Source organism: Paenibacillus sp. MMS20-IR301 (assembly GCF_032302195.1).
Lineage (GTDB): Bacteria > Bacillota > Bacilli > Paenibacillales > Paenibacillaceae > Paenibacillus_AQ.
Window position 1 is genome coordinate 3,700,960 of record NZ_CP135275.1, and the last position, 18,602, is coordinate 3,719,561.

An 18,602-nucleotide genomic window follows, 5' to 3' on the forward strand; every position below is an offset into this window, starting at 1 on the left:
ACGCCTCCTTATTCCGCTTCGTTAGAACTCGATTTGCTCTGCAATCTCAGGCAGATCAATGAACGGATTGCGGTTACCCTGCAGCTCATAGATCAGCTGATTTCGGTGCTTCTCATGCAGGCTCACCGGATGCTCTTTATGCCAGCCCAGCAGCAGCTTAACGTCAACGCGCTTGTTCTGATGCTCTATTTTGCCGGGATACCGCATCAGGAAGTACAGTACCGCTCTCGCCGCCTCGCCTTTGCCGCTCTCCGGCTCGAAGCGGTCCATCCCGCTGCGTTTGCCGCAGGCATCGCGGATGGTTTCCTGATCTGCTTCCGGACGATAGTCCGCAAAATCATAATAGGGGATACTGCTTCTGTAGCTGTTGCATTCCTGCTCACAGATGAACAAATGGTGCAGGTCTCCCCGCATGGGAGAGGTGCCGCCAAACCAGGATTGGGGCACAACATGCTCGACATTGAACCCGAATTTCTCATCGATCAGCTCCTGAAACCCGGCTTCCTCGGCCTGGCCGTGAAGGGCAAGGCTCTCCTTGAAATCCTTCCGCAGCTGCTCCGTACGGTAATCCTCCCGGATGAGTTCTTCCGCAGCCAGCTGCTTTCCGGAATACAGGCTGTGCAGACTGCCATCCTCGCGGATATCAACTCCGGAATACAGCTGCGTCCGGCTTGCCGGGTAGGAGAATATACGGTTATGCGTTTGCAGCAGCAGCTGATGCAGCTGGCGGAACACCTGACTTCCCCCGGACTGGAGATCCACACCGCGATAGTAGTTCACGATATCGAATTTATCCTTTTCGGCATCGTAATATCCCCGCTCCTCTTCGAGCCTGAAGCGGTTCAGCTGAAGCTTGAGCAGTGCATGCTCCATCGTGTTTTCCTGCGCCCACACTACCGTTGGAATAGATGGACTCAGACGGTTATCCACTTCAGGACTGCTGTCTTTGTAGATAATCCGCAGCACAAGTGGAACATGGTCTGAGATTCTAGAAGCATAATCAGGCATGCTTTTGTCAAATCTAACGATTCCCGCATCATCCTGCTTCCCGTCAAAGGTGATAACGCCTGCCTTCGTATCCTTGGTAATAATGATGTGGTCGATTAGCGACTTAGGATCCACAATGTAGGAAATATGACCGGCCAGTGCATCGTCAAGGGTTAGCGTAACGACTGAGGGCATGTTCATCACCGGGCTCAGTGACACACTGCCCGCATCATCATTCAGGTCTCCACCCAGCAGAATAGGCAGTTCCTTGAACTCTTCCGTACGCTTCAGATCCTCAATGATCACTGACAATGCCTGAGCAGCAAGCTTGCGCCGCTCGGTGCTTACCGTATCCCGCATGGCTTTCAGATGCACCACGATCATCAGGAACTGAACATCCCGCCCTTCTTCCCTGACCGTACACTTGGCGAATAAAGGCTCCCTCGGAAAAGCAGTTTTCCCGTTGATTTCAGAACGCAGCAACCGGTCATACTTCCGGTTAATATCTTCTCTGAGTTCAACACTAGTTGTTGTCGTATCATACAAGATGGCTAGATCCTGTGCGTCATTCGCATCAAGGTATACGTAGTCCATAGCTGCACCGCGATTCTTCAGCTCTTGTCTCAGCCGGTCCAGCGCGCCGCTCTCCACTTCAACCAGACCAATGGCATCCATGGACATGTCTGCCACCAGATGGGCAACATCCTTAATCCGCTGCTCACTGACGCCGTTGTTGAAGTGCTCAATATTCCAGAATCCGATATCCGCAAACCTTTTATCTCCCTTAAACGAAGGAATTTCAATCTCGGTAAGATCTTTGCCGCTATCCACCAGACCCTCAACATCGAAGAACCCCAGATAGGGTGAAGTGCCTTCAAGCTTCTGCGTTAGCTGCAGGGCAGCGGAATCACCGGTTTGAGCAAGCGCTACAAGTTTGGCAACGATTGCTGAGATCCTTATGCCTTCATTCACTGCCTGCTGCTGATCATCATCTGTATACCAGCCCGCATGGTGCAGAGCGACGAGCTGCCACTGGTTGTTAAACACCGCAGCACCGGAGGAGCCAGGCTCCGTATCGGTCGTATAGTGAATCACTTTTTCATAGACATAGCTGACGGTGTTGTCCTGCAGCGCAATTTCTTTCTGCCTGCCTTTAGGGTGCTGGATAATATTCGCATATTCCCCGCGCGTAATCGTGGTCGGACTCCGTAACAGCTTCACCGGAAGCACATCCTCAATCCCGGCAGTCTCACAGCCCACAATAGTAAAGTCCAAATCCTCAAAGGGGGAAGTGATGAACAATTCGTCAGGCTTTAAATTAAGCCTTATGATCTCCCCATTCTCTTCGTATCCGAATTCCGCCTGGCTGTTGCCCGCTTCCTCCGCACTTGCCAGCACATGATGGTTGGTCATCACCAGTCCGCGCCCGATCAAAAACCCGGTCCCAAGGCCACCGGGTGTTACAATCCTGCAGACAGCCTTGGCGCGTTCTACTCCCTTGCTCAAGAAATCAATCGGCAGCAGATTGCTGTCACGATGGATTTTCTCCATGATCAGCTGTTCGGTCTGTCTTCGGAGCTCTTCGTTTCCCTGCCACTCCTGCTCATCAGGTGTAATGTGCAGAATAGAAATCGCGCGGCGCTTCACCAGATCGCGATAGTCATCCGGCGACAATGGAGTCTTGCCTGTGGCTGCATACCGTTTCCCGACCAGGGCATACGTCTTGCTTCCTGATTCGTTGGATATGAACATATGTTGTTCACCTCTACCGTTTATATTTTCTTTAGTACCCTTACAGCAAAGAACGGAGCTATTATGTGAAACGGTTCACTTGATGATACTTACTTTATTTTATATATTTGTTTATATGAATCATGTACATATGTATTTAATAAGAATGATCATGCATAAAAAACCATAACTTTCCAGATAAAATCTTCACATCCCTTGTAATATAACTATTTGAATAAAATGGATTTTATAAAAATTCAGATTAGTGAAAGTATATGGACGTTGTATTTTCCAGCACTCTATCCAGCTAAAGGAGATAAGTCATGAAACTCAAAGAAACAACGAATGAGATTTCCCCTAACCTCGATCCGCGGCTGCAACGGGTTATTGCCTTCAATCAAAGTGAACACAAAGAGGCTCACCCTCATTTGTTCAGCGCAGAATCAGCGGAGACAGCGGATACCCGTGAAATCGCGGTTATCGCCAAGGTAAAGGATATTGAGGCGTGGAAAAATCTGTCTGGAGTCCGGCAAATAGCCGACCTGGGCAGCGTGCCTGAGGAGCAGGAGAATGTACGGCTTGTCACCGCCCGGATCGCCGCCGACCAGATTGAGCAGATCCGCAAATCACCTGCGGTAATGAGCTTGAAGGCATCACAATTGTTAAAGCCCCAGCTTTTTAAGACCATTGAAGAAACCAAGGCCCGTGCGAATTTGCTGAATCAAAATACCAAAAGCAACGGCGGGAAAGGCGTCGTCATCGGGATTGTAGATGATGGATGTGACTTTACCCATAAGAACTTCATCAATGCGGACGGGACAAGCCGTATTCTCAGCTACTGGGATCAGACGGCTATTGCCTCCAGCGACACTGAGTTTGGATATGGCAAGGTGTACTCGCAAGAGCATTTGAACGGTGCTCTAACAACACAAAACCCGTTCGCGGCTTTAAATCTCCGTGATCCCAGGAATGAAGATGAACCCTGGCACGGAACCCATGTTATGGATACTGCGGCTGGCAACGGTAACGGAAGCAAAATCCCCGGTACTGCTCCGCAAGCAGATATTGTATTCGTGCAATTGAATGCCAATGATGTTCCCTGGGCGGGACCCGAAACCGTGGAAGGGAACTTCGGAGGTTCTGCCCATCTGCTGGAGGCTCTGCAATACATCTATAAGCTCGCCGGAGACCGGCCCTGTGTCACAAATATTAGCTTGGGAACAAACGGCGGGCCCCATGACGGTACTTCTCTAGTTGAGGTTGGGTTCGATACGCTCGTCAGTGCCGCTAATAACCGCGCTATTGTGTTGGCAGCAAGTAACTCTTATGTGGACGGCATACATGCCAGCGGTACGGTTAGACAGAATGAAGTGAAGGATCTTCGCTGGAGCATTGAACGGTCAGATATTACCTCTAACGAATTAGAGCTTTGGTACGATAAGGCAGATGAGTTCACCTGTCAATTAATTGCACCGGATAAGACAAACTTCGGGGAGATTAGGCTGGGCACGAACCACCAGGTATTCGGGGATCAGAATCAGATCGTGATCTTCATCTCCCACCGCAAACAGGATCCGAACAACGGAGACAACGTCATCAATATCTTCATGGAGAGCGGTTTGCCGGCAGGTACATGGACACTTAAACTGCGCGGAGTGAAGATCCGGTCAGGGAAATATCACGCCTGGATTGAACGGGATGATTCGGGCCAATCCCATTTCGAGGAACCGCTGGATAATACCCATACCCTCGGCTCCATCTGCTGCGGCAAAAAAACGGTCGTTGTCGGTTCCTACAGCGCCAAAGAAGCAGGCACACCTATTTCATACTTCTCCAGTGCCGGCCCTACACGGGACGGAAGACAGAAGCCGGAGATTAGTGCTCCTGGAGGAAATAAAACCGATGATGAACCAGTTAAGTTTAGGGTAATGGCCGCTAAATCGGGATCATTAGATGGTGTTACACCTATGATGGGCACCAGCATGGCGGCCCCGGCAGTAACCGGCATTATTGCCCTGATGCTCGCTGAAGCGTTGGCCCATGGCATTTCCTTATCCAGTGAGGAAATTCACGAGATTCTCCGCAAATCTGCAAGACCTATGCCGGGTGGCTGGCATGACCGGTATGGCTTCGGACGTATCGATGCTGCCAGGGCAGTACAATTCGTCGCCGAATTAACACCCGTCCATTAAGATCATCTGCAAGGGGCCAACAACTCTGTTGGCTCCTGTTGTACATAGGACTTTTATGTAAAATGAATCTAATCCAGAGTGTGAACATTAAGCATTTCCTTCTACCGCACGTCATCGTGTGGTATCTTTGATGTAGATACAAGCACAACATCATACATGAAACTATCTTTAGATACTTAGGCAAAGGAGATTCAGCATAATATGAAGAGTATCGCGGTATTTTGCGGATCGAATGAGGGAGCTTCACCACTGTACAAGGAATGTGCCGTTGCCTTAGGCAAGGAGCTTGCCGCACGTAACCTCACATTGATCTATGGCGGAGCCACTGTCGGCCTCATGGGCGCGGTTGCCGACAGCGTTATGCAGGCGGGAGGACGAGTGATCGGGGTTCTGCCCCATTTTCTCAAAAAAAGGGAAATCGAGCACACCCGGCTGACAGAGCTGATTATGGTCGACTCTATGCACGAGCGCAAACTGAAGATGTCTGAGCTGGCCGATGGCTTCATCGCTATGCCGGGCGGACCGGGTACAATGGAGGAGTACTTCGAGATCTTCACCTGGGCTCAGCTGGGGCTGCATCAGAAGCCTTGCGGGCTGCTGAATGTGAACGGTTATTATGATCCGCTGATTGCCCTGTTTAACAATATGGTCCAGGAAAAGTTCATGCAGGAGCAGCAGCGCTCCATCATGCTGAACGATACAACGCCTGCAGGCATTCTGCAGCAGATTGCGGCCTATTCCCCGCCTCCGGTGAAGCAGTATTTGACGGACGAGCGGCGTACCTGACGCAGGCTGCGTCCCCGGCGGCAGGTGCTGGAGAGAAGCTATCGCAGCCTCACGGTATACATTTGCTTAATTACAGTTGAATATGCATAAGAATTACTATAGTTGCTGTATCCATTGATTACATCCGCAGACGGCAGCTATAGCGATATAGCCTGCATTTCCTGCCAGAAAGAGGTTACTCACATGACGTTGTCTTCTTATTCCACTTATGATGCCTTGGGGCTGGCCGCCCTCGTCCGGGCACGGGAAGTCTCTCCGCGTGAGCTTGTGGAAACAGCTTTCGCCCGGCTCGATGAAATGAATCCGCTGCTGAATGCAGTGGTGCATACCCGCCGGGAGGCGGCGCTGAAGGAAGCCGATGAGATATTGGGCGGTAATGGCGGCAGCGGCATTGATTCCGGTGACTCTGCACGGCCCTTCGCCGGTGTCCCCTTCCTGCTGAAGGATATCTCACAGGCGCTCGGCGGCGAGCCGCTGACCTCCGGCGCACTGCTGATGAAGAGCAACATCGCTAAGCGGGACTCCAATTATGTCGCCCGCATCCGCCGCGGCGGCTTCATTCCGCTCGGGCATACGAATACGCCGGAATTCGGCCTCAAAAATATTACCGAGCCGCTGCTCCACGGCCCGGCCCGCAACCCCTGGAACCCGGCCCATTCCCCGGGCGGGTCCAGCGGCGGCGCGGCGGCGGCAGTAGCCGCCGGGATCGTTCCGGCCGCCGGAGCCAGTGACGGCGGCGGCTCCATCCGCATACCGGCCTCGTTCACCGGCCTGTTCGGACTGAAGCCGACGCGCGGGCGCACGCCGGTCGGCCCCGGGGCCGGCCGGCAGTGGCAGGGCGCGTCGATTGATTTTGCCCTGACGCGTACCGTGCGCGACAGTGCGGCGATGCTTGACCTGCTGCAGGTCGTGCAGCCGGAAGCTGCTTTTCAGACCCCGCTCTATCCGGGGGTCTATCTGGATGATCTGCTGCTGCCAAGGCAGCGGAAGCTGCGGATTGCCTACACTACGGCTTCGCCGGTCGGGACACCGGTATCCGAAGAAGCTGTACAAGCTGTGCTTAAGACGGTAAAGTGGCTGGAATCTGAAGGCTACGCAGTCGAGGAGAAGCTGAGCCCGGTGAACGGAGTGCGGCTGATGGAGAACTATTACACGATGAATGCCGGCGAGGTATCGGCGATGTTCCTGTCGCTGGAGAGCGGAATGGGCCGCAAGATTGCGGCCAGTGAAGTGGATATTGTCACCTGGGTGCTGGCTGAAGCGGGCAAGCAGGTGTCCGCAGCTGAATTCGTGCACAGCCTGCACGAATGGGATGTCGCCGCCGCCCAGATGGCGGCGCTGATGGAGCGGTTCGATCTGTATATCACACCGGCGAATGCGGATTCCGCGCCGAAGGTCGGGGAGCTGACTCAGACACCGGATGAGATTAAGCAGCTGCTGGAGGTCAGCAGCCTGTCCAAGGAAGGGCAGCGGCGGATGATCTACGAGATGTTCGAGCCGAGCCTGACCTACACACCGTTCACCCAGCTGGCCAATCTGACCGGTCAACCCGCCATGAGCGTTCCGGTCCATCTGACAGCGGAAGGCTTGCCAATCGGCGTTCAGGTCATGGCCTCCAAAGGCCGCGAGGATCTGCTGCTCCAGCTCGCTGCCTGCCTGGAACAATCACCGCTGTGGGTAGGCATGCAGGGTAATCCGCTGTTTGCTTAACAGACTTCACATTGGCTGAAATGTGTATTAATTCAGTACTGTACGATCCGCTGTCTGCCGGGTGCGAGGCTCGTTTTGTAAAATGCGCACGGCAGCCGGCTGCTGACTAATAAGTGGAAAAATGACACTTAATCGCTGCAAATGTCAGAGAATGAAGATATTAGTTGGATAAATTACACTTAATTCCATACATATCGGATAAAACAGGCAACTTGGGCGAAATTAAGTGTCATAAATCCATTTATTTCCGGATCAGCTGCTGGAGCAGATAAATTAGGTGTCATTAATCCACTTAACCCAGGCTCCGCAGCAGGTACGGATCAGCTGTGTGTGCGATCTAGCTGCAGATGCACCTTTTTTCAGCGTATACACTGATTAGCTTAACCGCTGCTTTAGTACACATGATTACTATGAATTATATATGCTGAACTTAAGAATGATGGCCAGCCGATGAACGCCCCCTTACAGGGCAAGGAATTCGTTCATGCAGCAGGTTATTATCAATAATGGAGCTGTCCCGGCAGAATTACTGTACCCGCTACACTACCAGCATCAGACAATAATCTACTGTAAGCGCCAATGCACACAGCAAGCCTCATCAACAGTCTCTCTGCCGGTACACCTGCTCCTATAAAGTAAATACCGCCGCCGCACCATCATCTGGCGTCGATTTTCCCCAGCACATATCTGCTTTTCCCGTTCTCCGTAATCTTGTTAACCGTAGCTATAACCCATCCATACCCTGCTTCATCACTGCTATCCGGATTATACATGCTCCCTTGCACTTTATACTGATTGGCTGCGGTCTGATAGACACTATGCACTTTGACATATACCGGGGCTTCGCCGTCTGCTCCAGTGAATACATAACCTTTACCGTTATACTGATATTCACCAACCGTTGCATGCTTCGTGAACGGAAGATTGAAATATTTCCGGATCGAGGCTGACACCGTTTCCCGGGAAATAAACAGCTTGCCTCCCTTGGTGTCAGAGACAGCAGACTTATAATTATTAATATAATTATGCCAAATGCCGAACCGGATCAGGTCTGCGGGCTTCAGCGCAGCGCTGTCGAGTTTGTACAATCCGAGCTCAGTAAAATTACTGAGGAACAAACCGAGCTTTGCCCGCTCTGCTTCGCTTAGATTTACTTTTTTGTATAATGTGTAGCTTCCCGGCAGGAATGAATATTCACCGATTTCTTCACCTGTCCAGCTTAGGCTAATCCTTCCCTTGTTCAGCACAATCTTCAGAACACCATTGTTATACTCATCCTTGTACTTCAGCGTGGCTACACCCGATGCATTAAACGTAACTGTGCCCTCAACCAGACTGCTGCGAAGTCTGCCGATTGTGGCATCAAAGTTCTCTTTCGTGGACATCAGAGCATGGAAATAGGTGCTAGAAGCTTCAACATAGGCTGTCTGCCCTTTAACCTGACTGATGCTTAAGTCAATATTGCGGGTTGCATAATCACTGGTATACCCGGAGTCCTCCCAGACTCCAGCGTAAGTAGCACTCAGCGGACTCGCGGCCTGCGCGGGTGTTAATAAGAATAAGCATACAACAACTGCAAGTAACGCTGCGCACAATCCTGCTGACCGCGGACCCTGCAATGTATTTTTCATAAACTGGTTCATATCCCGCTTCCTCTCCTCAATATTTAGCTACAGGTCATCAAAAAAATGGCGGCGCAGGCGGATCCTTAAACGGATTCTCAATGATTACATTTAGAATGATCTGCACTAATATTCCGCTGGCCAGATAGACAAGAAAATGTCTGATAACACGCTTCCCGTCCTGTCCGCCATTCTTCGCCAGCCAGTACTTCTCCGCGAAAAAGAAACCCATTAACAAATTAATGATCATGATTACCAGGCAGATAAAGAATTGCGGCAGACCAGTCAAGAATCCGTTTGAATAAAAGTCAGCAAAAATAATATAAAACAATTGCGAAACTCCGGCAGGCAAAGCCGCAGCTCCGAGAATCACCGGAAGACTAATCAGGTATTTCTCCAGTCCTATCCCGCTGGTCCCCATCACTTCACCACCAGCCGCAGGCATCTCATATTGGAATAACCATAGCCCGCAGCCTCATAAAAGTGCAGCGCCCGCGCATTATCCGCATCCGCCAGCAGAGTGATCCGCAGAAATCCCTGCTCCTTGGCGTAAGCTACAATACTGTCCATGAAAAAGCGCCCGCTGCCCTGTCCCCGTTCCTCTGCAGCGATAATGAAATCCTCCAGCATGATTACCGGCCCGCCTTCGAAGGTGCTGAACGTAAATATCAGGTTCACCATACCAACTACCTTCACGCCGCGTTTAAGCAGCAGAAGCTGCCCGCGCTCCGGATGCTTCAGAATCAGCCGCAGTCCCGCCTCTTGCTTAGCCGTAGTATCCGCATTATCTGTCCCGGCAAAATCCCGCTCCAGCCCGAACAGCTCCTGCAGCAGCAGGCACATCGCTTCCAGCTCTTCTTCCCCCGCCTTGGTTATGGTCAGCATAGTCTCATCTCCGTTCTTATGTGGATGGGCTAAAGACCTTTGTTGATGCAGCCCGCGCCTTGCTGATTGCCCTCTTGCCTCATCATAAATGATTCTTGACGGTTTCTACTGTGACTTTTCCCTGTGCACTGGCAGGCACTGGCAGCTTGCTTCTCTATACCATAAGCCCCCGTCCAGAGCGGGCGGAGGCCGTTAATACTCTATAAATGCTAATGAATTCCGCAGCGCGTTACTTCATCCCGCCCGAACCCTGCGCAGCCTCAATAGCGGCAGCCAGCTCCTCATACGAGGCGCTTGGCAGCAGCTTACCGTTCACCATAAACTTCGGAGTTCCGTTCACCCCGTAATTTCCCGCCGTCTTGAAATCCTCTTTGACTGGAAGCATATACGTATGCTCCTGCAAATCCTGCGCGAAGCGTTCGTAATCAATGCCGCTGATGTTGTCCTTCACGAATTCAAGCATAAACTGCGGGGTAGCCCAAATCTTCGTCTCATCCCCCTGATGGTCATACAGCTTACTCATGAATTCCCAGAATTTATCGTTATCCTGGGCGAATACCGCTTCACCTGCACTGGCCGCCATAATCGAATCCCGGTCAATGAAGGCGAAGTTGATGAAGAACAGCTCCGCTTTACCCGTATCAATGAAGTCCTGTTTGAATTGCTCGAAGTAGGTTTCCTTCCATTTCTTGCAGGCCGGACACTTGAAATCTGCGAATTCAATCACCTTGGCTTTGGCTGTGCTGCTGCCCAGATGGGGCTGCTTCTCATACTTCAAGCCGTTAGCATCGAAGTCCCCGCGGATTTCCGTATAATTGGGCAGTCCGTCCAGTCCCCCTGCCGCCTGGGTCCGGGTCAGAAATGCGACGGATACGGCAAGTATTAGCATAATGAATATAATGACCGGGACTGCAAAACTGTAGCTTTTCTTAGCCTGATTAACCTTCATTTTAACCATCACTCTATTTCCCCCTAGATAAGATAGATACCGCTTGTTGATAGCGCTTTCCACTTTCCAGTCTGAATATAAGCTGCTCTGTGCCTCACCGTAAAGGTACACTTACGGCCGCTGCGTACCTTTCCCCTGTTCTGGCCGGCTGCAGGTGCACAGCAAAGAGGCTTCCTCTCATGAATGAGAGAGGAAGCCCCGAAAGTTACGATTAATTAGAAGCCCAAAGCTCCATACGTTCCTTGTACTTCTGGTTGATGATTGTCTCCACTTCCTCATCCCCGGCCTTCTTCATGTCGGCCAGCATCTTGTCGAAGGTGGTGTTCGCGGCTTCTTCAGAGCCCGCAATAATGACTCTGGTGATGCTCTGGTCCATGATATCCTTAACCTTCTGGGCAGTCAGCGCTTCCGGTGTCCCGCCGTCCGGATTGAGGTTATCGAACTCCGCTGTATCCCAGACGGAATCCCCGAGGCTCTTGATCGCCAGCTCATCGCCTTCGCTGCGCTGGTATTTCACCGCCATATCATATGGCTGGCCGTTAGGGTCCAGGCCGTTCTTGATGAACCAGAGCCATTTGCGGACGCCGCTCTTTTTCACTGTATCATCCCAGTTATCCTTGAAGCTCTGCAGGAACGCCGGATCCGGCTGTCTCTTGCCTTCTGCCATAGTATATTGCTGGCCTTCCAGACCCCACAGCAGCAGGTGCTGTCCTTCGTCGCTGGCGAGGAAATTGAACAGCTTCATCGTTTCTTCCGGATGCTTGTTGTTCTTGGTAATCCCGATCGCATCCCAGCCAAGGGAGCTGCGCGGTCCGAATGTGGTCTGTGCCGGATCAACTCCAGGGGCAACTACCTTGTAGGCGAACAGCTGGTTTTTCACGCCGCCGTCTTTCTTAAGTGCCGCATTGCCGTTGCCCGGGTCCCAATATGCAGCCGGTGTAGCGAATACAGCTCCTGTAGCCAGCTTCTGAATCCAGGTCTGGGTTTTGCTGATGGCGAATTCCTTCTCGATCAGACCTTCGCGGTACAGGCGGTTCACATACAGAATCATTTCGCGGTACTTCGGATCCTTCACATCATATTGCAGGGTTCCGTTATTGTCGTAGTAGGTTTTGAGGCCCCACATTCCTTTGAACGTTCCCAGAATAGCGCCCATGTTCTCACCGTTCATAGCCATAGGAACTGATTCCTTGCCGTCAATGGTCGGGTATTTCGCTTTGAAGCTCTTAAGCAGCTCTTCGAACTCATCCGTAGTGAACGGAGCAGAACCGTCCGCCTTATCCGGAGCCAGCTCCTCCAGCAGGTTCTGCCTGATATTCATTCCGAACACCGGGTCGCTGTCCAGTCCGTACCAGTTCGCGAAGTAGTAGTTTTTGCCGTCTTTATAACGGGTTTTCTGCAAAGTGTCGCCGTACATGGCTTTCAGGTCCGGGCCGTACTGTTCAATTAGATCATCGAGCGGAATGAATGCGCCGCTGGTAATATATTTATCGAGGGAGGCATCGCCGCGGCTCATCAGCACCACATCCGGGTAATCGCCGCTGGCCAGCATCAGGCTGAGCTTCTCGGTCGGATTCCCGGTCGGCTGCTGAATCGACACCTGGATACCGGTACGTTTCGTAACTTCCTGGGCCACCGCATCCGTGAACGGTTCCCCCTTCGTATTTCCGTCAAACCAGGTTAAGGTGATCGGTTCCTGCTTCGTCTCTTCTCCGGCTGCTGCATTTGTATTTGTATTTGGTTCAGCATTTTCTTTCCCGCCGTTAGAAGCGCAGCCAACCAGCAGTCCGGCAGTGAGTGCGGCAGAGATCCCCATGTTCATCCATTTGTTTGTGTTTATCATTGACACCCTGATTCCTCCTATGAAATAAGACTTCATCCGTCCGTCAAGCAGCCCGTCCCAAGCCTCCGCTCACCTCCCTTCAGAACCTTTTAATCATATTAACTTTTCACAGCCCCCAGTGTCATACCTTTGACAAAATACTTCTGCAGGAAGGGATATACGAGAATGATCGGCAGGGTCGCCACCATGGTCGCCGCCATCCGGATCGTATCGCTGGAGACGGCATTGCGCTTGGCCGAGTTGGCCAGCATCTGCGTCTGGGACACCATGCCGCCGGTCTGGAACTGGCTTAAGATTTTGACAAGTACGGCCTGAAGGGTCTTCAGATCCGAGCTGTAGGTAAACGCATAGGAATCAAACCACGAATTCCAGTGTCCAATGGCCTGAAACAACCCTACGGTTGCCAGTACAGGCGTAGTCAGCGGCAGCACGATCCGGAAAAAAATCGTCAGGTCATTCGCCCCGTCCACCCGCGCCGACTCTTCAATCTCACCGGGCAGCTGCTCCATAAACGTGCGGACAATGATCATATAGAACACATTCATCAGGCCCGGCAGAATAAATACGGAGAAGGTATCTATCATGTTCAGCGCCTTGAGCACCATGTAATAGGGGATCAGGCCGCCGCCGAAATACATGGTGAAGACAAAATAGAGATTCCAGCCCTTACGGCCCACCAGATTCCGCCGGCTCAGCGGATATGCCAGCATGGTGATGACGAGCACCGACAGCGGTGCGCCAATGACTGTCCGTTTGACCGTGACCCAAATTCCGCTCATAATCTCGCTGTCCTTCAGGATCTGATTATAGCTGTCCAGCGTGAGCACTCTGGGCCAGAAGTAGACACCGCCCCGCACCGTATCCTCCGCACTGTTCAAGGACAGCACGAGAATATTCCAAAAGGGCAGAAAGGTTACCAGCAGTACAAGAATAAGGATGAGATACACGAAGAATCTGAAAATATGATCACCAAACCGGTCTAAAATCATAACAAGCGCTCCTCTCTATTATTTAAGCTAGAACAACGCCTGGTCGTTCACTTTCCGGGAGATCCGGTTCACAATTACCACTAGAATGAAAGCTACAACTGATTTGAACATGCCCACGGCAGCCCCGTAAGAGAACATGCTGTTCTGCAGCCCGTATTTGTAGGCATAAATATCGATAACCTCTGAATATTCGAGTACGGTGTTATTTTGCAGCAGGTATTGCTGTTCAAAGCCCGCATTCAGAATGCCTCCGACCGCCAGGATGCCCAGAATTACAATCGTCGGCCGCAGCGCAGGCAGCGTAATATGCCACATCTGCCGGAACCGGCTGGCCCCGTCGACTCTGGCCGCTTCATACAATTCCGGATTGACCGCAGAGATTGCCGCAAGGTACATAATCGCGCTGAAGCCCATTTCCTTCCACATGTTGGAGAGGGCGATAATCCACCAGAATAACGGCCCATTTTGCAAAAAAGCAACCGGCTCCTTAACGATCCCCAGCAGCACCAGAATATTGTTGAACATCCCGTCCGAAGCAAGCATGGTAATAACAATGTTGGCCGCGATAACCCAGGAGATGAAATGCGGCAGGTAGGAGACCGTCTGCACAAATCGTTTGAAGAAGCCCTGCCTGGCCTCGTTCAGCATCAGCGCCAGAATGATCGGAGCCGGGAAGCCGAACAGCAGGGTCAGCAGGCTCGTCGCCAGCGTATTGCGCATAATCCGGTAGAAATCACCGGTGGTGAAGAAGTATTCAAACCATTTGAAGCCCACGAATTCGGCCCCGAAAAACTGGTGCAGAAATGTACCCCCGCCCGGCTGGTAATTCGTAAATGCCATGTACATTCCGAACATCGGACCGTACGAGAACAGCAATGTCGCAATAAAGGCCGGCAGCATAAGCAGGAATAACCACTTTTGCTCCCTGAGTCTGATCCATAGGCTGCTGCCCCTGACCGGTTTGATAGCGCTTGCTTTATACATCAAATTCCCTCCCTTTTCCTCCACAGCAGCTTATACGGCTGCCTCTCTGCTCATCTTCTATGTACTTATCTTAAATCCGCCGCCGGGTGCTTTCTATACTCCAATCCTCCGAATGATAGCGCTTTTTAAAGATGTTTCGGCGTATCCGGTTATTGGATTCCGGTATCCGGTCTGCTATGATGAACTAGTCATTAACCGCTGAAAAAGGGGCTCTGCTTATGCGTCAGCTGTACAGAAAGTATATTTATCTGCCGTTTGTCGACCTGAGCTTCCGCTCCAAATTGTTTCTGGTATTCGTCCTGGTAACCATTATTCCAATGATGCTTCTCGTCTATTTCTCGTATGAACTTACAAAATCTAAACTTACCGAGCAGATCTACATCAATATGATGAGCTCAACCGCGCAGATTAATAAGAACCTGGAGAATAAGCTGGACAGCTATGAGCATATCTCTGCTTCTATCTATCTCGATGACCGGCTGGCCAGCTATCTGACCGCTGAATACATCGATGATCCGTCTTATCTCGACGTCTATAAGTACATTGGCAACCGTATTGATACGGTGATGGCGGCTTACCCTGATTTTGACAGCGCATTCATCTATACCGACAATCCTACACTGCCTAAGGATAATTACTATATCAAGCCCGTCACCCCTGAGGTTCAGGATACCGAGCTGTACAAGCAGCTCCAGCAGTCGCACGGCAATATCATCTATCTGACCTCTCCCCAGAGCGCAGACAGCCCCGCCATGTTCACACTCGCCAGACAGCTGAACAATAACCGGAACCAGTACCCTTACGGGACGCTGGTCTTCCGTATCTCTGAATCCGTAATCTATTCCCTTATGGAGAAGGAAGCCGGCGGCAAGGATATCTTCATCATTAATGACCAGGGCATTATTCTGTCGTCCGCCGATAAGCAGCTGCTGGATACCAGCCTGCCGGAGCTGCTTCAGCACCAGTTTGCCGGGGAAGCCTCCGGCCGGTTCGACACCAGCTACAACGGGGTTAAGGCTTTTGCGGTCTACAACACGCTCGCCAACGGCTGGAAGACGGTGTCGATTGTCCCGTACGAGAGCATCATCCAGGATGCCAAGTCCCTGTCCCAGCTTATTATCAAAATCTCGCTCGCCTTCATCGGCGTAGCCCTGCTGCTGATCTATATTACCGCTTCGCTGTTCAGCAACCGCATCCGGACCTTAATGCGGATGGTCCGGCGCATCGAGCGCGGCGATTTCAACCCGGCGAAGGAGGAGCAGCTCGGCAACGATGAGATCGGCCAGCTGCACTTCGCCTTCAACCAGATGACCGGCCGCCTGAGCGGCCTGATCAGCGAGGTGTCGCGCAAGGAGCTGCTCGGCAAGGAGGCGGAGCTTGACCTGCTGCAGGCCCAGATCAATCCGCATTTCCTGTATAACACGCTTGGCTCCATCTCCTCCCTGGCTGTTAAGCATCAGGACAGCCAGATCCAGGATATGGTGCAGAACCTGGCCAAGTTCTACCGGATCTCGCTCAACAAAGGCAAGAGCATTCTGACGATCAATGAGGAGATCCGGCTGACCCGGAGCTATAATGCGATCCAGCTGATCCGCTTCAAGGGGCAGCTGAACATTACCTATACAATAGATGAAACGATTCTGCCTTACTCTACCGTCAAGCTGACGCTGCAGCCCTTTATCGAGAACTCGGTGATTCATGCAGCCTGGAGCCAGGATAATCCGCTCAATATCCATATCAGGGGCGTTATTCAGGACAATGATATTATCCTGTCCGTGATTGATGACGGGATGGGCATGAGCCGGGAGACGCTGCAGCAGCTGCTTGGGGAGAAGCCCGGGCGCGGGTATGGCATTATGAACGTGGACCGGCGGATCAAGCTGAAGTTCGGCGAGTATTACGGGGTAAAAGTGTACAGCCGGCTGGGCATCGGCACCGTCGTGCAGATCCGGCTTCCGCAGAAGGCTGTCTGGTGAATTAGCTAAAGAGGGGAACAGCTACACGCGAAAACTGAGTGATAGTTGTATTTCGTACAACTAAAAATGATCAAATGGGGCATGCCCAACTTTTAACTGCACTCTGTACAACTAAATCTGCACAAATAGGCTAAACCGCCCTATATCCGGCAGTTTAATTGCACGAAATACAATTAAAGCGATAATCGCGGGAAAATGAGGTGTTTTAGTTGTACGAAGTGCAGTTAAGCCCGATTAGGGTGGGCGGCTGTGCGGAGCGGCTTGTATGATAGCGGGCTGTACGGTGGAGAATTTACCGGAGTCGGAGGTCACGTTAGCTTAATGCCCTTGCCTAGTCTGGAACATTATGCTCATAAAGGTTTGAGCCGAAATTCCAACAAAAAGCCGCCGGATTCCAATCCGGCAGCTTTGAGGATCAGTGTCCTATATCCCATTTACCCTTTTAGATTGTGCGGAAAATAATCGGATAATATCTTTAGGCTTTCTTCCCGCAATATGCCGCCTGTAACTTTAGGTTTATGATAAGATTTTTCAAATACAATTTGAGAAGCATGACTGCCCTGCTCGTCTAAAAGCTTACACAGATCGATATCACTGGCAGCATAAACGAGTCGCCCAAGCTTAGTCCAAACCATCGCCCCGGAGCACATAAAACAGGGTTCACAGCTTGAATATAACGTGTATTCCTGTAAATCGGTAATGTGTGTTTCTGCACAGAATCTCCGCAGCAAGCCTGCTTCAGCATGGAACGTTGGATCAGTCGCAGAATAGATCTGGTTCTCGTTACTATAAACAATTTCACCATTTTTAACCAATACTGCGCCAAAAGGTTCGTTACCATGCTCAACAGCAAGCTGAGAAAGCCTAATTGCTTCTTTCATGAACAATTCGTCTTGATTCATTATTCTTTTCCCTTCCTTCTACCCTCTATGATAGTTTTATTGAAATAGATGGTTATTTTCCCCAGCTGTCTTAAGTCAATTATGCTCTTCCAATCATCAAAGCATGGTAGTTCACAACGCGCAGACCTCTTGACGTGGCATGCTGATTAAATATTTCCTCTACATCTTCTAAGCATTCCTGCCACACGGTTTTCTTCAGCGATTCCTTCTGGCCAAAACATTTCTTAATCAGCACATCCTCGGGAGTCGACAGATATTCAACCTCATCAAATATCTGCAGTTCAATCCGCTCCAGATTACTGTCGGACATTTGACGTTCATACTTCGCTGTAAGATCCCCCAGGTAACTGTCTGGAAGTGGTGAATACAACCCCGGAAATAAACTTCTAAGGCCTCCATCCGTCCCGCAGTGGTATAGCCCCAGCGCAATGCCGCCAGGCTTTAAGATCCGATGCCCCTCCGTCATTCCCTTGTGAAACAGCCAGGGGCCTTTCTTGGTGTAGATTACATCAAAAGAATCATTGGAAAACGGCAATGGTTTATTGGCATCCACTACAAGAAATTTCACGGATGCACTGGCGCCTTCATTCGCTAATGCTATGTATCCTTCATCGGCGTCGATTCCCATGACTTCTTTTGCTGTATGGGCAAACGTCTTCGTGAACTCACCGTGGCCGCAGCCAACGTCCAAAACCTTCGCGTTCTCATGAAGAACAGACGAAATTTTCTCCGTAAAAATCACTTCCGCACACGGCTCGTCAAACACAGATTTCCAAGGGTATTTGTAGCCTCCGCTTTCTAAGGCCAAATTCGCATGCCACTCAGGCGTTTGCGGGGTGACCCAATCGGGATGCTTCATTGGATCAAACAGTAATATAGTCACACTAACAGCTCCTCTCTGAAAATACCCACTACTTTGAAAGCACGAAGCAACATAGAGATTGGGCTTATTATATCAAGCTGAAATAGAAATCGTTGTATGAAATGCTATAATCTCCTCTAAAAAAAGTGATTAGCTCGAAAATTCGTGTATTTGGGCTGTTTGG

14 protein-coding genes are annotated in these 18,602 nt (G+C 51.0%); 4 read left to right on the plus strand and 10 right to left on the minus strand.

The genetic code is table 11. From position 1 onward, the window contains the following. Positions 1-21 precede the first annotated feature (21 nt). The gene (locus LOS79_RS16040) at positions 22-2,739 is read right to left on the minus strand and encodes an endonuclease (protein ID WP_315421639.1); all 2,718 of its coding nucleotides are present in this window, start codon (positions 2,737-2,739) and stop codon (positions 22-24) included. A 302-nt stretch (positions 2,740-3,041) separates the two neighbouring features. Between LOS79_RS16040 and LOS79_RS16045 the strand changes: the two genes are divergently transcribed. The 3 genes from LOS79_RS16045 to LOS79_RS16055 all read left to right on the plus strand — a co-directional run bounded on the left by LOS79_RS16045 (position 3,042) and on the right by LOS79_RS16055 (position 7,406). Continuing rightward, on the plus strand, positions 3,042-4,910 hold the full coding sequence (locus LOS79_RS16045) for a S8 family peptidase (protein WP_315421641.1): 1,869 nt from the start codon (positions 3,042-3,044) through the stop codon (positions 4,908-4,910). A gap of 201 nt (positions 4,911-5,111) precedes the next feature. Then, entirely contained in the window at positions 5,112-5,696 is a 585-nt protein-coding gene (locus tag LOS79_RS16050) for an LOG family protein (RefSeq protein WP_315421643.1), read from the plus strand. A gap of 183 nt (positions 5,697-5,879) precedes the next feature. After that, entirely contained in the window at positions 5,880-7,406 is a 1,527-nt protein-coding gene (locus tag LOS79_RS16055) for an amidase (RefSeq protein ID WP_315421646.1), read from the plus strand. A 656-nt stretch (positions 7,407-8,062) separates the two neighbouring features. Here the strand turns inward: LOS79_RS16055 and LOS79_RS16060 are convergent. The 7 genes from LOS79_RS16060 to LOS79_RS16090 form a co-directional block, all read right to left on the minus strand. Continuing rightward, the gene (locus LOS79_RS16060; RefSeq protein WP_315421649.1) at positions 8,063-9,049 is read right to left on the minus strand and encodes a hypothetical protein; all 987 of its coding nucleotides are present in this window, start codon (positions 9,047-9,049) and stop codon (positions 8,063-8,065) included. Positions 9,050-9,086: 37 nt separating this feature from the next. Beyond that, a complete protein-coding gene (locus LOS79_RS16065) occupies positions 9,087-9,449 on the minus strand; it encodes a hypothetical protein (protein ID WP_315421652.1) in 363 nt (120 codons plus the stop codon). Further along, positions 9,449-9,913 (minus strand): GNAT family N-acetyltransferase, encoded by a 465-nt coding sequence (locus tag LOS79_RS16070; RefSeq protein ID WP_315421654.1) that lies wholly within the window; start codon positions 9,911-9,913, stop codon positions 9,449-9,451. The genes LOS79_RS16065 and LOS79_RS16070 overlap by 1 nt, the downstream gene beginning before the upstream one ends. Positions 9,914-10,142: 229 nt before the next feature. Then, the gene (locus LOS79_RS16075) at positions 10,143-10,871 is read right to left on the minus strand and encodes a DsbA family protein (protein ID WP_315422270.1); all 729 of its coding nucleotides are present in this window, start codon (positions 10,869-10,871) and stop codon (positions 10,143-10,145) included. Positions 10,872-11,073: 202 nt separating this feature from the next. Further along, the gene (locus LOS79_RS16080; protein ID WP_315422272.1) at positions 11,074-12,705 is read right to left on the minus strand and encodes an extracellular solute-binding protein; all 1,632 of its coding nucleotides are present in this window, start codon (positions 12,703-12,705) and stop codon (positions 11,074-11,076) included. 98 nt (positions 12,706-12,803) lie between these two features. Then, positions 12,804-13,694 carry a carbohydrate ABC transporter permease gene (locus LOS79_RS16085; protein ID WP_315421656.1) on the minus strand — a complete coding sequence of 297 codons (891 nt, stop codon included), beginning with the start codon at positions 13,692-13,694 and terminating at the stop codon, positions 12,804-12,806. Positions 13,695-13,721: 27 nt separating this feature from the next. Then, positions 13,722-14,678 (minus strand): ABC transporter permease, encoded by a 957-nt coding sequence (locus LOS79_RS16090; RefSeq protein ID WP_315421658.1) that lies wholly within the window; start codon positions 14,676-14,678, stop codon positions 13,722-13,724. Positions 14,679-14,896: 218 nt separating this feature from the next. Here LOS79_RS16090 and LOS79_RS16095 point away from each other — a divergent pair, with 218 nt between their 5' ends. After that, on the plus strand, positions 14,897-16,654 hold the full coding sequence (locus LOS79_RS16095; RefSeq protein WP_315421661.1) for a cache domain-containing sensor histidine kinase: 1,758 nt from the start codon (positions 14,897-14,899) through the stop codon (positions 16,652-16,654). Between the two features lie 434 nt (positions 16,655-17,088). Here the strand turns inward: LOS79_RS16095 and LOS79_RS16100 are convergent, their stop codons facing one another. Together LOS79_RS16100 and LOS79_RS16105 are read right to left on the minus strand one after the other, a co-directional pair. Beyond that, entirely contained in the window at positions 17,089-17,556 is a 468-nt protein-coding gene (locus LOS79_RS16100; RefSeq protein ID WP_315421663.1) for a nucleoside deaminase, read from the minus strand. A 79-nt stretch (positions 17,557-17,635) separates the two neighbouring features. Beyond that, the gene (locus tag LOS79_RS16105) at positions 17,636-18,439 is read right to left on the minus strand and encodes a methyltransferase domain-containing protein (RefSeq protein WP_315421666.1); all 804 of its coding nucleotides are present in this window, start codon (positions 18,437-18,439) and stop codon (positions 17,636-17,638) included. Positions 18,440-18,602 lie beyond the last annotated feature (163 nt).

Excerpts from the sequence above, each read along its gene's own strand:
- LOS79_RS16040 (WP_315421639.1), bottom strand. The coding sequence starts at position 2,739 with ATGTTCATATCCAACGAATCAGGAAGCAAGACGTATGCCCTGGTCGGG.
- LOS79_RS16045 (WP_315421641.1), top strand. The coding sequence starts at position 3,042 with ATGAAACTCAAAGAAACAACGAATGAGATTTCCCCTAACCTCGATCCG.
- LOS79_RS16050 (WP_315421643.1), top strand. The coding sequence starts at position 5,112 with ATGAAGAGTATCGCGGTATTTTGCGGATCGAATGAGGGAGCTTCACCA.
- LOS79_RS16055 (WP_315421646.1), top strand. The coding sequence starts at position 5,880 with ATGACGTTGTCTTCTTATTCCACTTATGATGCCTTGGGGCTGGCCGCC.
- LOS79_RS16060 (WP_315421649.1), bottom strand. The coding sequence starts at position 9,049 with ATGAACCAGTTTATGAAAAATACATTGCAGGGTCCGCGGTCAGCAGGA.
- LOS79_RS16065 (WP_315421652.1), bottom strand. The coding sequence starts at position 9,449 with ATGGGGACCAGCGGGATAGGACTGGAGAAATACCTGATTAGTCTTCCG.
- LOS79_RS16070 (WP_315421654.1), bottom strand. The coding sequence starts at position 9,913 with ATGCTGACCATAACCAAGGCGGGGGAAGAAGAGCTGGAAGCGATGTGC.
- LOS79_RS16075 (WP_315422270.1), bottom strand. The coding sequence starts at position 10,871 with ATGGTTAAAATGAAGGTTAATCAGGCTAAGAAAAGCTACAGTTTTGCA.
- LOS79_RS16080 (WP_315422272.1), bottom strand. The coding sequence starts at position 12,705 with ATGATAAACACAAACAAATGGATGAACATGGGGATCTCTGCCGCACTC.
- LOS79_RS16085 (WP_315421656.1), bottom strand. The coding sequence starts at position 13,694 with ATGATTTTAGACCGGTTTGGTGATCATATTTTCAGATTCTTCGTGTAT.
- LOS79_RS16090 (WP_315421658.1), bottom strand. The coding sequence starts at position 14,678 with ATGTATAAAGCAAGCGCTATCAAACCGGTCAGGGGCAGCAGCCTATGG.
- LOS79_RS16095 (WP_315421661.1), top strand. The coding sequence starts at position 14,897 with ATGCGTCAGCTGTACAGAAAGTATATTTATCTGCCGTTTGTCGACCTG.
- LOS79_RS16100 (WP_315421663.1), bottom strand. The coding sequence starts at position 17,556 with ATGAATCAAGACGAATTGTTCATGAAAGAAGCAATTAGGCTTTCTCAG.